The sequence below is a fragment of the Metabacillus sp. 84 genome (genome assembly GCF_050107715.1).
Taxonomy (GTDB): domain Bacteria; phylum Bacillota; class Bacilli; order Bacillales; family Bacillaceae; genus Metabacillus_B.
In genome coordinates this window covers 204,625-218,797 of sequence record NZ_JBNILN010000004.1, presented here as the reverse complement: position 1 = coordinate 218,797, position 14,173 = coordinate 204,625, and the positions used below count along the sequence as shown (strand labels likewise).

At 46.7% G+C, this 14,173-nt stretch carries 15 protein-coding genes; all 15 read left to right on the top strand.

Annotated features, from left to right (window positions below; all coding sequences use genetic code 11):
- The first annotated feature begins 54 nt into the window (after positions 1-54).
- The 15 genes from fapR (at position 55) to trmD (ending at position 14,043) form a co-directional block, all read left to right on the top strand.
- Complete coding sequence (fapR, locus tag ACQCV8_RS10050; RefSeq protein WP_426844487.1) at positions 55-642, top strand: transcription factor FapR; 588 nt, start codon at positions 55-57, stop codon at positions 640-642.
- A complete protein-coding gene (gene plsX / locus ACQCV8_RS10045; RefSeq protein WP_426844486.1) occupies positions 639-1,631 on the top strand; it encodes a phosphate acyltransferase PlsX in 993 nt (330 codons plus the stop codon). Before fapR ends, plsX begins: the two co-directional genes overlap by 4 nt.
- 16 nt (positions 1,632-1,647) lie before the next feature.
- Complete coding sequence (gene fabD, locus ACQCV8_RS10040) at positions 1,648-2,592, top strand: ACP S-malonyltransferase (RefSeq protein WP_426844485.1); 945 nt, start codon at positions 1,648-1,650, stop codon at positions 2,590-2,592.
- Positions 2,592-3,332 carry a 3-oxoacyl-[acyl-carrier-protein] reductase gene (fabG, locus tag ACQCV8_RS10035; protein ID WP_426844484.1) on the top strand — a complete coding sequence of 247 codons (741 nt, stop codon included), beginning with the start codon at positions 2,592-2,594 and terminating at the stop codon, positions 3,330-3,332. Before fabD ends, fabG begins: the two co-directional genes overlap by 1 nt.
- 71 nt (positions 3,333-3,403) lie before the next feature.
- Positions 3,404-3,637, top strand: a complete 234-nt coding sequence (acpP, locus tag ACQCV8_RS10030) for an acyl carrier protein (RefSeq protein WP_426844483.1) — start codon at positions 3,404-3,406, stop codon at positions 3,635-3,637.
- Between the two features lie 88 nt (positions 3,638-3,725).
- Positions 3,726-4,466, top strand: a complete 741-nt coding sequence (gene rnc / locus ACQCV8_RS10025; RefSeq protein WP_426844482.1) for a ribonuclease III — start codon at positions 3,726-3,728, stop codon at positions 4,464-4,466.
- A gap of 272 nt (positions 4,467-4,738) precedes the next feature.
- A complete protein-coding gene (gene smc / locus ACQCV8_RS10020) occupies positions 4,739-8,305 on the top strand; it encodes a chromosome segregation protein SMC (protein WP_426844481.1) in 3,567 nt (1,188 codons plus the stop codon).
- 14 nt (positions 8,306-8,319) lie between these two features.
- Positions 8,320-9,303: a signal recognition particle-docking protein FtsY gene (ftsY, locus tag ACQCV8_RS10015; protein ID WP_426844480.1), complete on the top strand. Its 984-nt coding sequence runs from the start codon at positions 8,320-8,322 to the stop codon at positions 9,301-9,303.
- A gap of 589 nt (positions 9,304-9,892) precedes the next feature.
- Positions 9,893-10,225, top strand: a complete 333-nt coding sequence (locus ACQCV8_RS10010) for a putative DNA-binding protein (RefSeq protein WP_426844479.1) — start codon at positions 9,893-9,895, stop codon at positions 10,223-10,225.
- 13 nt (positions 10,226-10,238) lie between these two features.
- Positions 10,239-11,582: a signal recognition particle protein gene (gene ffh / locus ACQCV8_RS10005; RefSeq protein ID WP_426844478.1), complete on the top strand. Its 1,344-nt coding sequence runs from the start codon at positions 10,239-10,241 to the stop codon at positions 11,580-11,582.
- Between the two features lie 91 nt (positions 11,583-11,673).
- Positions 11,674-11,946 (top strand): 30S ribosomal protein S16, encoded by a 273-nt coding sequence (gene rpsP, locus ACQCV8_RS10000; protein WP_426844477.1) that lies wholly within the window; start codon positions 11,674-11,676, stop codon positions 11,944-11,946.
- A 10-nt stretch (positions 11,947-11,956) separates the two neighbouring features.
- Positions 11,957-12,187, top strand: coding sequence for a KH domain-containing protein (locus ACQCV8_RS09995; protein ID WP_426844476.1), 231 nt, complete (start codon positions 11,957-11,959; stop codon positions 12,185-12,187).
- A 214-nt stretch (positions 12,188-12,401) separates the two neighbouring features.
- Positions 12,402-12,782, top strand: a complete 381-nt coding sequence (locus ACQCV8_RS09990) for a YlqD family protein (protein ID WP_426844475.1) — start codon at positions 12,402-12,404, stop codon at positions 12,780-12,782.
- 9 nt (positions 12,783-12,791) lie between these two features.
- On the top strand, positions 12,792-13,322 hold the full coding sequence (gene rimM / locus ACQCV8_RS09985; protein ID WP_426844474.1) for a ribosome maturation factor RimM: 531 nt from the start codon (positions 12,792-12,794) through the stop codon (positions 13,320-13,322).
- Entirely contained in the window at positions 13,312-14,043 is a 732-nt protein-coding gene (gene trmD, locus ACQCV8_RS09980) for a tRNA (guanosine(37)-N1)-methyltransferase TrmD (protein ID WP_426844472.1), read from the top strand. The genes rimM and trmD overlap by 11 nt, the downstream gene beginning before the upstream one ends.
- The last annotated feature ends 130 nt before the right edge of the window (positions 14,044-14,173 follow it).

Below are 14,173 nucleotides of genomic sequence, written 5' to 3'. Positions count from 1 at the left end.
ATTATATACTACTATTAGTACCTAGTCATAATAGCGCGGATGGGGTAATTTAACATGAAAAGATCGAAAAAAGAAAGACAGCAGCAATTGCTGAAAACGATAAACGGCACCCCTTTTATAACGGATGAAGAACTTTCTGAAGCATTTCAAGTCAGCATTCAAACAATCAGGCTTGACCGAATGGAGCTCAGCATCCCGGAACTTCGGGAGCGGATTCGTTCTGTGGCCCAGGCATCGATGGAGGATGAAGTGAAATCCCTTCCTCCAGAAGAAATAATCGGGGATATTATCGACCTCGAATTGGACCAGAAAGCGATTTCTATTTTTGAGGTGAAAGCAGAACATGTTTTCAGCCGTAATCAGATTGCAAGAGGCCACCACTTATTTGCACAGGCTAACTCACTTGCCGTAGCTGTAATTGACGATGAGCTGGCATTAACAGCAAAGGCCGGGATCCGCTTCACCCGGCAAGTGAAAGAAGGGGAACGTGTCATAGCGAAAGCGAAAGTAGAAAGTGTAAACGAAAACGGCCGCACGAAGGTGACCGTGAACAGCTATGCAGGAAGTGAACTCGTATTTTCAGGCGAATTTGAAATGTACCGCTCCAATCAACCAACAGAAAAAGGGATGAATCACACATGAGAATTGCTATGGACGCAATGGGCGGTGACAATGCCCCTAAAACGATTTGCGAAGGAGCAGTAAAGGCTGTTGAAGCATTTACAGACATCCATGTCACTTTAGTTGGCGATGAAACTGAAATCAGCAAATACGCTTCTGCTCACGAGCGGATTAAAATTATTCATACAACCGAAGTCATTGGCGCTGAGGATGAGCCTGTGAGAGCTGTGCGGCGGAAGAAAAATGCTTCCATGGTGCTGATGGCAGAAGAAGTGAAAGAAGGCAGAGCGGATGCTTGTATATCTGCCGGAAATACCGGTGCACTAATGACAGCCGGCCTTTTTATCGTTGGCAGAATTAAAGGGATTGACCGGCCTGCGCTCGCACCTACTCTTCCGACCTTGGACGGTCAGGGGTTTCTTTTCCTTGATGCAGGGGCAAATGTTGAGGCAAAGCCGGAGCATTTGCTTCAGTATGCCGTGATGGGTTCCATTTATGCAGAGAAAGTGCGCGGGGTGGAAAATCCAACCGTTGGCCTGCTGAATGTAGGGACAGAAGATAAAAAAGGGAATGAACTGACCAAACAGGCCTTTCTGAATCTGAAAGACTCTGGATTAAATTTTAAAGGCAATGTTGAGGCGAGGGATCTTCTGGAAGGAGCAGCTGATGTTGTCGTAACGGATGGTTTTACCGGAAACGTAACATTAAAAACGATAGAAGGGACTGCGATGTCTGTATTCTCAATGCTTAAAGCAGCATTAACGAGCAATTTCACCTCAAAACTCGCAGCAGCCGTATTAAAGCCAAAACTAAGAGAAATCCGCTCACAAATGGATTACTCTGAATATGGCGGAGCTGCGCTTTTCGGTCTCAATGCTCCGGTTGTCAAGGCGCACGGTTCATCTGATGGGAATGCCATTTATAATGCCATCCGGCAAACGCGGGATATGATATTAAATGATGTGTCCGGCACCATTCGCACAGCCATTGCTGAGCGTCAAACCGACTAAGAACGGAGGAAGTAAAATGTCCAAAATCGCATTTGTTTTCCCCGGACAGGGTTCACAGACAGTAGGCATGGGGGAGGATTTTGCCGCACAGACCCCTGAAGGGAAAGAAATTTTTGACAAAGCGGACGAAATCCTGGAGGATCAGCTGATAAAAATCATGCTCCAGGGCCCTAAAGAAGAATTAACTCTTACATATAATGCCCAGCCAGCCCTTGTCACAGCGAGCATTGCAGCCTGGAAGCTGCTTGATAAGGATGGGATAAAGCCGGATTTCACAGCCGGCCACAGCCTGGGCGAATACTCTGCTCTCGTTGCCTCAGGAGTCTTGACTTTTGAAGATGCGGTTCTTGCCGTCCGCAGGCGCGGAGAATTTATGAATGACGCGGTGCCTTCCGGCAAGGGAGCGATGGCAGCAATTATGGGTATGGAATCTGAGCCGCTCCGTGAAATAACGGAGAGCACTACAGCGGATGGTGATTCAGTTCAGATCGCTAACCTGAACTGCCCGGGCCAGATTGTCATCTCCGGAACAGCAAAGGGAGTGGAGCTTGCTTCAGCCAAAGCGAAGGAAGCCGGTGCTAAAAGAGCCATTACGCTAGACGTCAGCGGTCCTTTTCATTCTGAGCTAATGAAGCCTGCTGCAGATAAACTGAAAGCGGTCCTTGATGAAATGACATTAAAGGATGCAACGATCCCAGTGATTCCGAATGTGACGGCTCAGCCGGAAACAGAAAGCAGCCGGATCCGTGAACTGCTGATCAGGCAGCTTTACTCCCCGGTAAGGTGGGAGGAAACCGTAAAAGCTTTGATTGAAAATGGAACTACTGTTTTTGTCGAAATCGGTCCGGGAAAGGTCCTTTCAGGGTTGATTAAAAAAATTGACAGAAGTGTGAAAATCCTGTCAGTTTCAGACATGGACTCACTGAAAGCTGCTGTAGAAGCCTTAAAGGAGGAAGTATGATGCTGGAAGGAAAAGCTGCACTCGTTACAGGGGCTTCTAGAGGAATTGGCCGTGTTATAGCGCTTGATCTGGCAAGGAACGGTGCTGACGTTGCGGTAAACTTTGCAGGAAATGAAGCAAAAGCCGAAGAAACGGTCAAGGAAATTCAGGCACTGGGAAGAAAAGCCATTGCCATCAAAGCGGATGTATCCAATTCAGAAGCAGTTAAAGAGATGATTAAAGATACGATCAGTGAATTCGGAACGCTTGATATTCTCGTTAATAATGCAGGCATTACGAGAGACAATCTGCTGATGAGAATGAAAGAAGACGAATGGGATGATGTTGTCAATACAAACTTAAAGGGTGTTTTTCTTTGCACGAAAGCTGCCACAAGACAAATGATGAAGCAGCGAAGCGGGCGCATCATCAACATCACATCAGTTGTCGGTGAAACCGGTAACCCGGGCCAGGCTAACTATACTGCAGCAAAGGCCGGTGTGATTGGTTTAACAAAAACATCAGCAAAAGAGCTGGCATCCAGAAGCATTACGGTTAATGCCGTTGCTCCCGGCTTTATTTCTACCGACATGACAGAAAAATTGGGTGACGATGTCAAAGAAGCAATGCTAACGCAGATCCCGCTTGCAAAATTCGGAGAAGGGGAGGATATCGCTAATCTGGTCACCTTCCTGGCAAGCGGCAAAAGCGGCTATATAACCGGGCAGACGTTCCACGTAAACGGCGGAATGTTTATGTAGGGATATTTCCAAAATCAAACTGGTCTTTTGACCGCGGATTGACTATAATACTTTGAGGGGAGGTGAATGCAATGGCAGACGTTTTGGATCGCGTAACGAAGATCATCGTCGACCGCCTTGGTGTCGATGCTTCTGAAGTTAAAATGGAGTCTTCTTTTAAAGATGACTTGGGAGCAGATTCCCTGGATGTAGTTGAGCTTGTAATGGAACTTGAAGATGAGTTCGATATGGAGATTTCTGATGAAGATGCAGAGAAAATCGCTACAGTGGGTGACGCAGTTAATTACATACAGAGCCAGGCGTAAAGTATGTTGAAGTCCCGCTATGCGGGGCTTTCTCCCGTTCATACAGGGGGAAAGCCGCCCAATTGTTTTGGTGATGATGGAGGTAGTTATGCAAAAGCATACACATTATAAAGAGAGAAGAAATTTTGCTAAGAAAGCAGCGGAGTTCAAGCAGTTCCAGGAGAGAATCGGCCAGGTTTTCTCTAATGAAAAGCTGCTGTACCAAGCGTTTACCCATTCATCGTATGTGAATGAGCATCGAAAAAAACCTTATGAAGATAACGAGCGTCTGGAGTTTTTAGGAGATGCTGTTCTTGAACTGACAGTTTCCCGATTTTTATACATGAAGTATCCGACCATGACGGAAGGTGACTTAACGAAGCTTCGGGCAGCAATCGTTTGTGAACCCTCACTCGTCTCTTTTGCCGGCGACTTGTCATTCGGCAATCTGATCCTTCTTGGTAAAGGCGAGGAAATGACAGGCGGAAGAGCAAGACCTGCGCTTCTTGCTGATGTTTTTGAAGCCTTCATAGGAGCGTTATACCTGGACAAAGGTCTGGATCCGGTCGTTGCTTTTCTTGAAAAATATGTATTTCCTAAGGTGAACGAAGGTGCTTTTTCTCATGTGATGGATTTCAAAAGCCAGCTTCAGGAACTGGTGCAAAGAGATGGCAGAGGGCCGCTGGAATACAAAATTCAAACGGAAAAAGGACCTGCACACAGCAGGGAATTTGAAGCCGTCGTAGCACTTGAAGGAACAGTGCTTGGAACAGGCATGGGCCGTTCGAAAAAAGAAGCTGAGCAGCATGCCGCCCAGCAGGCTCTTGGAAAAATGCAAACCAAAACTTGATTTTATATAGGCTGACCCAGCTTGAAAACTCTGCCTGCCGGCCAAGATGGATGCAGACAGAGCCGCAAAGCCGGTCAGTCTTTTTTTGCAGTCCGCGTCAATGGCTGCACGGCCGGCATGTTGCCTGCGGCTGTGAAGAGCCTCCTGATACGGAAAGCTCCTGCTGATGACCGCGTCTTTCATGACGGACGGCTGTCCTCAGCTTTTCTATTTTTACATAAAGGATTGTGTTAAAATATGTTTGAATTTAATAAGTGTAAGGAGGAATCTGAATGTTCCTCAAACGATTGGATATAGCAGGGTTTAAATCCTTTGCTGACCGCGCAAGCGTAGATTTTGTCAAAGGTGTAACAGCCGTAGTTGGACCAAACGGAAGCGGAAAAAGCAATATTACCGATGCGGTGCGGTGGGTGCTCGGCGAACAATCTGCTAAATCACTGCGGGGCGGCAAAATGGAAGATATCATTTTTGCCGGAAGTGATACGAGAAGAGGTCTGAACCTCGCCGAAGTTACGCTGACCCTTGATAATGAGGATCAGTTTCTGCCGATTGATTATCATGAAGTAAGCATTACAAGGAAGGTTTTCCGCTCTGGTGACAGCGAATATTTTATTAATAAACAACCATGCCGGCTGAAGGACATCATCGACCTGTTTATGGACTCAGGACTGGGGAAAGAAGCCTTTTCGATTATCAGCCAAGGGAAAGTTGAAGAGATCCTGAGCAGCAAAGCAGAAGAACGCCGCAGTATTTTTGAAGAGGCGGCAGGGGTATTAAAATATAAAACGAGAAAAAAGAAAGCAGAGCATAAATTAGCTGAGACCCAGGACAATCTGAACCGTGTCCAGGATATTCTGCATGAGCTGGAAGGACAGGTGGAGCCGCTTAAAGTACAGGCCTCCATCGCAAAAGATTACCTGGATAAAAAAGAAGAACTTGAACAAATTGAAGTGGCTCTGACTGTCCATGATATTGAAGAGCTTCACCGGAAATGGACCAATCTATCCGAGGCAGCAGAAAGCGGGAAAGAGAAAGAAGCCGCTCTGGCGGAAGAGGTTCTCCGTAAAGAGCAAGCCATCAGTGAATCAAGGAGCAGCCTTTCTAAGCTTGACGATACAATTGACAGCCTTCAGCAAGTGCTTCTTCAGACGAGTGAAGAGCTTGAAAAGCTTGAAGGAAAAAAAGAAGTCCTGAAGGAAAGAAGGCGGAATGCACAGCAAAACCGGGGTCAGCTTGAGCAGCTGATTCAGGAGCTCAGCGGTAAGATAGAGCACCTTAAAAAAGAACGAAAAACCGAAGAAGAAAAAGAAGCACGGCTCGCTGCCGAGATGAAGCAGTCTCAGGCACTTGTGAGAGAAAAGCAAGCCCTGCTGGATGCTCAAAGCGGAAATTTAGATCAGGAGATCGAACAGCTCAAAAGCGATTATTTTGATATCTTAAATCAGCAGACATCTGCCCGCAATGAATCGGCATACATAACCGAACAGCAAAGACTACAGTCGATAAAAAACGAGCGTGCCTGTGACAGCAACAGCAAGTATCTGGAGGAGAGACTTGCGCTTGCGGAGGAAAAAGACAACCTTAAAGCACAGTTTGCAAATATAGAAGCCAAAATGGATGAACAGATCCGGACATTCCGCCATGCCCAGAAAAAGCTCGAGGCAGACAGGGAGACTTACAGCAAAAGAGAATCAGCATTATACAAAGCCTATCAATTTCTCCAGCAGATCCGTTCCAGGAAAGAAATGCTTGAAGCGATGCAGGAGGATTATTCCGGATTCTATCAGGGCGTTAAAGAGATATTAAAGGCAAGGGAGCAATTCGAGGGGGTTCATGGTGCGGTTGCTGAGCTTCTTAAAACAAAAAAGGAGTATGAAACGGCAATTGAAATTGCACTTGGGGCTGCATCCCAGCACATTATCACAGCAGATGAAATAGTTGCCAGAAAAGCAATCAGCTACTTAAAGCAGCATTCATTTGGCCGTGCAACTTTTCTTCCCTTATCTGTGATGAAAAGCAGAAAAATCGGCACAGCTGATAAATTGAAGCTGAAAGAGCATTCTTCTTTTATAGGAATTGCATCAGAGCTTGCTGAATATGACCCCCGCTTCGGAGCAGTCATGGAAAACCTCCTCGGGTCTGCAGTGGTTGCAAAGGACTTAAAGGGGGCGAACGAGCTCTCAAAGCTCCTCCAATTCCGCTACCGGATCGTGACGCTAGATGGAGACGTAGTAAACCCGGGCGGGTCTATGACCGGGGGAGCCGTCAAACAAAAATCCGGCTCACTTTTAAGCCGCAACAGGGAAACGGAAGCGATTGCCGGGCAGCTCGCTGAAATGGAAGAAAAAACAGCGAAGCTTGAACACGAAGTGAAAAGTCTTAAATCCGGAATTCTCGGCCAGGAGCAGCAGGTAGAGTATCTGAGGGTCAAAGGTGAAAAACTGCGGCAGGAGCTTAACTCCGCTCAGACATCATTAAAAGAGGCGGAGTGGAAGGAGAAAAACGTCAACGACCACCTTTCCATATATGACGCTGAGAAGGAGTCGTTTGAATCAGAACGGGAAAAAAACCGTTCACGGTTAGAAGAATTAACCTCACTCATTGAAACATCTGCAGAAAAGCTAAAAGAATTGGATCAGGAAATCGGGCGCCTGTCTTCGCTGAAAAACACTCAGCAGGAATCAAGGGCCGGCCTTCAGGATGAAGTAACAGAACTAAAAGTCATTCTTGCCGGAAAACAGCAGGCATACGAGAATGTATCTGAAAAAACAAGCCGCCTTAAAGCGGAACTGGCAGATCGCTCGAAGCGGCTGAAGGAAGCGGAAGAAGATTTTTCGCTATTGGCGACAGAGGTCAGCTCAAACACGAGCGGAGAGCAAATTCTTTCAAATGCATCTGAGGAAAAATTAAACGAAAAAAACAGAACCATCCAGATGATTGCTGAGCGAAGAACCGAACGGACGAATCTGCAGGAGCAGGTCGAGTCCATGGAAGCGGAACTGAAGGAAAGTTCCCGGATCTATAAGCAAATGGCTGACTGGCTTAAGGACGAACAAGTGAAAATTACCCGTCTTGATGTCGAGCTGGACACGAAACTGAATCATCTTCGCGAGGAATACCTGCTCACGTTCGAAAGGGCGAAAGAAAAACATGTGCTCTCTATGGAGCCTGATGAAGCAAGAAAAAAAGTCAGACTCATTAAACGCGGCATAGAAGAACTCGGAACCGTAAATCTCGGAGCCATTGATGAGTATGAGAGGGTATCAGAACGGTATCAGTTTCTTCACGATCAGCGTGAAGATCTGCTAGAAGCTAAAGACACCCTTCATCAGGTTATTGATGAAATGGATGACGAAATGAAAAGGAAGTTTTCCGGAACGTTTGAACAGATCCGTTCCCACTTCGAATCGGTTTTTCAAGCATTGTTCGGAGGCGGACGGGCTGAACTAAGGCTTTCCAATCCGGAAGACCTCCTGAATACCGGAGTGGACATTGTGGCACAGCCGCCGGGTAAAAAGCTGCAGCATCTAAGTTTGCTTTCCGGGGGGGAGAGAGCACTCACAGCCATTGCCCTGCTGTTCTCGATTCTTAAAGTAAGGCCAGTCCCGTTTTGCATTCTCGATGAAGTGGAAGCGGCGCTTGATGAAGCCAATGTGTACCGGTTTGCCCAGTATTTAAAACAATTCAGCCACGAAACCCAGTTTATCGTCATTACACACCGCAAGGGCACCATGGAAGAGTGTGACGTGCTGTACGGGGTTACGATGCAGGAATCCGGAGTATCCAAACTCGTATCGGTCCGGCTGGAAGATACGAAGGAATTTTCTACAACAAAGTGAAGGGACGCTGAGGGATGAGCTTTTTAAAAAGATTGAAGGAAAGTATTACGAAACAGTCAGATTCCGTAACAAACAAATTCAGAGACGGAATGACGAAAACCAGATCTAATTTTTCCACGAGAGTAAATGATCTTGTCTCCCGCTTCCGAAAGGTGGATGAAGAATTTTTCGAGGAGCTGGAAGAAATCCTGATCGGAGCAGATGTGGGTGTTGCAACGGTTATGGATTTGATTGATGAACTGAAGCTGGAAGTCAAACGGCGGAATATCCAGGATCCCCTTGAAGTAAGGGATGTCATTTCGGAAAAACTCGTGGAAATTTACGATAACGGCAAGCAGTCTTCTGCAGAGCTGAACCTGAAAGAAGACCGTCTGAACGTCATTTTAGTTGTAGGAGTAAACGGGGTCGGCAAAACGACGACGATTGGAAAGCTTGCAAATAAATTTAAATCGGAAGGAAAAACCGTCGTTCTTGCGGCCGGGGATACGTTCAGAGCTGGAGCGATCGAACAGCTTGAAGTGTGGGGACAGCGTACCGGGACCGCCGTGATTAAACAATCGGCAGGCTCGGATCCCGCAGCCGTCATGTTCGATGCGGTGCAGGCAGCCAAAGCCAGAAAAGCGGATGTGCTGATCTGTGATACGGCCGGCCGGCTCCAAAACAAAGTCAACCTGATGAATGAACTCGAAAAAGTAAAACGAGTCATCGAGCGGGAGGTTCCAGGCGCACCGCATGAAGTCCTGCTGGTCCTTGATGCAACAACCGGCCAAAACGCCATGAGCCAGGCTAAACAATTCTCACAATCTACCGATGTAACGGGCATTGTTTTAACAAAGCTTGACGGGACAGCAAAAGGCGGTATCGTTCTGGCGATCCGGAGTGAGCTTGATATACCCGTTAAATTTGTAGGACTTGGAGAAAAAATAGATGACCTCCAGGAATTCAATGCCCAGCAATATGTGTACGGCTTATTTGCCGACCTGGTTGAGGAAGCATAGAATGGACAGGAACCCCTAAAATGGGGTTCTTTTATTTTAGATAAGCGGGGCATGGAACTCCAGAGTCCGGGTGCATCGGAATCTGGCTGTGTTTGTCTCCGCACAACCATTTGACAGCATCCCGCTCATAAACGACAAAAACTCGCTCATAAACGACAAAAACCCGCTCGCAATCGACAGCATCCCGCTCATAAACGACAAAAATTCACTCGCTAATCGACAACGTCGCTGGGCAAGCGCCCTCCGCTTTTCTTTTTGTCCAGCTCCGGGCGCTATGCCGCAGGGCCATTTCACCCCCTCGGTCGAGGCAAAGAGCGCCTCTCGGTCGGGGGCTCCAATGTCCCAGTCGGCATGGGCAAGCGCCCTCCGCTTTTCTTTTTGTCCAGCTCCGGGCGCTAGCGCTTCGGCCGCTTCGCTCTCTCGGTCAAGGCAAAGAGCGCCTTTCGGTCGAGAGCTCCACCGACTCTCAGCGCTGGGCAAGCGCCCTCCGCTTTTCTTTTCGTCAAGAAAAAAACTTGACGCGGGTTGGGAAAATAGGTAGAATGTAAATGTTGTAAAGGCATTTCACTTAACAAAAGGGGAGAGAGCCGTGATTTTAGAAAAAACGACGCGGATGAATTACCTCTTTGATTTTTATCAGTCACTGCTGACATCGAAGCAGAAGAGCTACATGTCTCTTTATTATCTCGATGATTATTCCCTCGGTGAAATTGCCGAAGAATACAGTGTAAGCAGACAAGCCGTTTACGATAACATTAAACGGACGGAAGCGATGCTTGAACAATACGAAGAAAAGCTGCTGCTGCTTCATAAGTTTCAGAAGCGCAACGCAATTATGAAACAGCTCAAGGAACTTGCTTCTGGGACGGAACGCGAAGACCAGCTGCTGGATCTATTCGAAGCGCTGGATCATTTGGAATAAGGAGGCGGTACTGATGGCTTTCGAAGGATTGGCCGACCGGCTTCAGCAGACCATTACGAAGATTCGCGGCAAGGGGAAAGTTTCCGAGGCCGATGTAAAAGAAATGATGCGGGAAGTCCGTTTAGCTTTGCTGGAAGCGGATGTAAATTTCAAGGTTGTTAAAGATTTTGTCAAACGAGTCAGCGAACGCGCTGTAGGCCAGGAGGTTATGCAGAGTCTTACTCCGGGCCAGCAGGTCATCAAGGTCGTTAAGGAAGAACTGACAGCTTTGATGGGCGGAGAGCAAAGCAAAATAGCTGTCGCTAAAAAGCCTCCGACTGTCATTATGATGGTTGGGCTTCAAGGTGCAGGTAAAACAACAACTACTGGAAAGCTCGCTAACCTGCTTCGGAAAAAACATAACCGGACGCCGCTTTTGGTTGCTGCAGATATTTACCGTCCGGCCGCCATTAAACAGCTCGAGACGCTGGGAAAACAGCTTAATATGGATGTTTTCTCCATGGGAGACCAGGTGAGTCCGGTTGAAATTGCCGAACAGGCAATCGCTCATGCGAAGAAGGAGCATCATGATTATGTGCTGATTGATACGGCTGGCCGGCTTCATGTTGACGAGAATTTAATGGACGAATTGACTCAGGTTAAAGAACTGGCAGCTCCTGATGAAATTTTTCTCGTTGTTGATTCTATGACCGGACAGGATGCTGTGAATGTTGCCCAAAGCTTCAATGAGCGTCTCGGTCTGACCGGTGTAGTGCTGACAAAGCTTGACGGTGACACCCGTGGCGGGGCAGCCCTTTCGATTCGGGCGGTAACAGAGACCCCAATTAAATATGTGGGTCTAGGCGAAAAGCTCGATGCGATTGAAGCTTTTCATCCTGAACGCATGGCCTCGCGGATTTTAGGCATGGGGGACGTTCTTACCCTCATAGAAAAAGCCCAGGCAAATGTGGATGAATCAAAAGCAAAAGAGCTTGAGCAAAAAATGAGGACAGCAAACTTTACGTTCGATGATTTCCTTGAGCAGCTGGGACAGGTCAGAAGTATGGGGCCGCTCGATGAATTGCTCGGGATGATTCCGGGTGCCGGCAAAATGAAGGGCCTGAAAAACGTGCAGGTCGATGAAAAGCAAATTGGTCATGTAGAAGCGATTATCCGGTCCATGACGAAGGAAGAAAAACAAAATCCTGACGTCATTAATGCCGGGCGCAGAAGGCGGATCGCCAAAGGCAGCGGTACATCCGTGCCCGAGGTCAACCGTCTGCTGAAGCAATTTGAAGACATGAAAAAGATGATGAAGCAAATGACAAGTATGTCTAAAGGCAAGAAAAAAGGCGGCATGAAGTTTCCGTTCATGTAAATTTCAGGTCTGTTAAGAAAAAACACTTTACAAACCAACACAACATTGATAATATACTATCTTGTGAACTATTTTCGGAGGTGCTTTAATAATGGCAGTAAAAATTCGTTTGAAACGCATGGGAGCAAAAAAATCTCCTTTTTATCGTATCGTAGTAGCAGATTCCCGTTCTCCTCGTGATGGACGTTTCATTGAAACAGTTGGAACTTACAATCCTGTAGCTCAGCCTGCAGAAGTTAAAATTGATGAAGCTTTGGCTCTTCAATGGATGCACAACGGTGCAAAACCATCTGATACAGTGCGTAACCTGTTCTCTACTCAAGGAATCATGGAAAAATTCCACAATTCCAAACTGAACAAGTAAGATGAATCAGATGATCGGGTTAATCGAAACAATTGTGAAGCCGCTTGTAGACGAACCCGATTTGGTTTCGGTGGAAGAAGATGTGCAGGATAAGGTTATTGTGTACCGCCTCACTGTCAGCCGGAGCGACGTCGGGAAGGTCATCGGCAAGCAAGGCAGAATTGCAAAAGCAGTGCGGACTGTGGTTTATGCTGCAGGGACACGCTCTTCTAAACGGATTCAGCTTGAAATAAACGATTAACTTCGAAGGACGGGGCTCTCAGAGCCCCGTCCTTTTTAGTGACTGCGGAGTGTGGGAAAAAGCCAGCTGTAACACTGGCCGATATGAGCCTGATGCCTCTTAACACCCTCAACCATGCCATTGCCAGTCTTTTAGGAAGAGTGCAAGGCAATCTTTTTTATTTAATGGAAAAAATGATAAAATAAAGAGAATGAGTTTGAAGGGTGGATGACGAGTGAAAATCTTGCAGACGGTGTCAGTTATGCAGGTGCTTACAGAAGGCAGCAAAACAAAACTTCTGGACGGTTTCAGCTCGACGATGGAGCAGCTGAACAGAGAATGCGACCAGCTATATTTTCAGCTCAAAAAACTTGAGAAAACCAATATCAGCAATGAAATGCGCCAGCAATATAAAAAAGAAATCGAAAAACGCAAGGATAAAATCAAAATGGTCGAATTTCAAATCGACCAGCTTCACACTCTGCCACTGGGCAGTGAGCTAAAGGAAAAAGAGGTTCAGGCGCTGGTCGAGCTTGGTATAGGAGATTCATGGACAAGCTCTTCTGCTGAACGGAGCATCATTATTACAGATGGTATCATTACCGAAATTCGCTGAGGTGACAGGATGGAAGAGAAATGGTTTAATGTTGGAAAAATTGTGAATACACATGGGATTCGCGGAGAAGTCAGGGTGGTATCTGTAACAGATTTCGCTGATGAACGCTATAAGCCCGGCAAAAAGATTTTTATTTTTGGAGAAAAAAATCCAAAGCCTCTGGAAGTTGAAATTGAGAGCCATCGAAAGCACAAAAGCTTTGATCTGCTTACCTTTAAAGGCTATCCGAATATTAATGATGTAGAACCGCTCAAAGGAATGGCGATCAGGATTCCGGAGTCTGAATTATCAGAGCTTGATGAGAACGAATTTTATTTTCATGAAATTATCGGCTGCACTGTTTATACAGACGAAGGAAAAGAAATTGGCACGGTTAGAGAAATTCTGACTCCTGGTGCAAATGACGTTTGGGTGATTAAACGTCCGCGCCGAAAGGACGTGCTGATTCCTTATATTCAGGAAATAGTAAAGGAAATCAATCCGTCTGAGAAAAGAATTATCATCACACCGATGGAAGGCTTGATCGAAGATGAGGATTGACTTTCTCTCCATCTTTCCTGAAATGTTTGAAGGGGTTCTCCATCACTCAATCATGAAGAAAGCACAGGAAAAATCGGCTGTCGAGTTTAACGTAATCAACTTCAGGGATTATGCTGACAACAAGCATCAGACGGTCGATGACTATCCGTACGGCGGAGGGGCAGGGATGGTGCTGAAGCCCCAGCCGATTTTTGATGCGGTTGAGGCTGTCAGAAATTCCTCTCCCGCGAATCCCCGTGTCATCCTTGTTTGTCCCCAGGGTGAGCGATTTAACCAGATGAAGGCTGAGGAGCTCGCGAAGGCCAATCATCTCGTTTTCATTTGCGGACATTATGAGGGCTACGACGAGCGCATCAGAGAGCATCTCGTAACGGACGAAATTTCCATTGGGGATTTTGTTCTGACGGGAGGGGAGCTGCCGTCAATGACGATTGCAGACAGCGTTGTGAGGCTGCTGCCGGGAGTACTGGGAAATGAAGATTCACCGGTGCTTGATTCCTTCAGCTCCGGGCTGCTTGAGCACCCCCACTATACGAGGCCGGCAGATTTTAGGGGAATGAAGGTTCCTGACACGTTAGTATCCGGCAATCACAAGCTGATTGATGAGTGGCGGGAAGAAGAATCACTGAGAAGGACCTTTGAAAGAAGGCCTGATTTGCTCGAGAACTACAGTCTTACAGATAAACAAAAGAAATACATCGAAAATCTTAAAAAGCTTTGAGATACCAGTTGCATGCTGCTATAAGAATATGGTAAGATATTTTTTGTGGTTTGCAGAGATTTATTTTCTGCATACCTTATTAAGATGTTCCGCTGCAATAGTAAGATTGGAATGAGCATCTGTTGGAAGG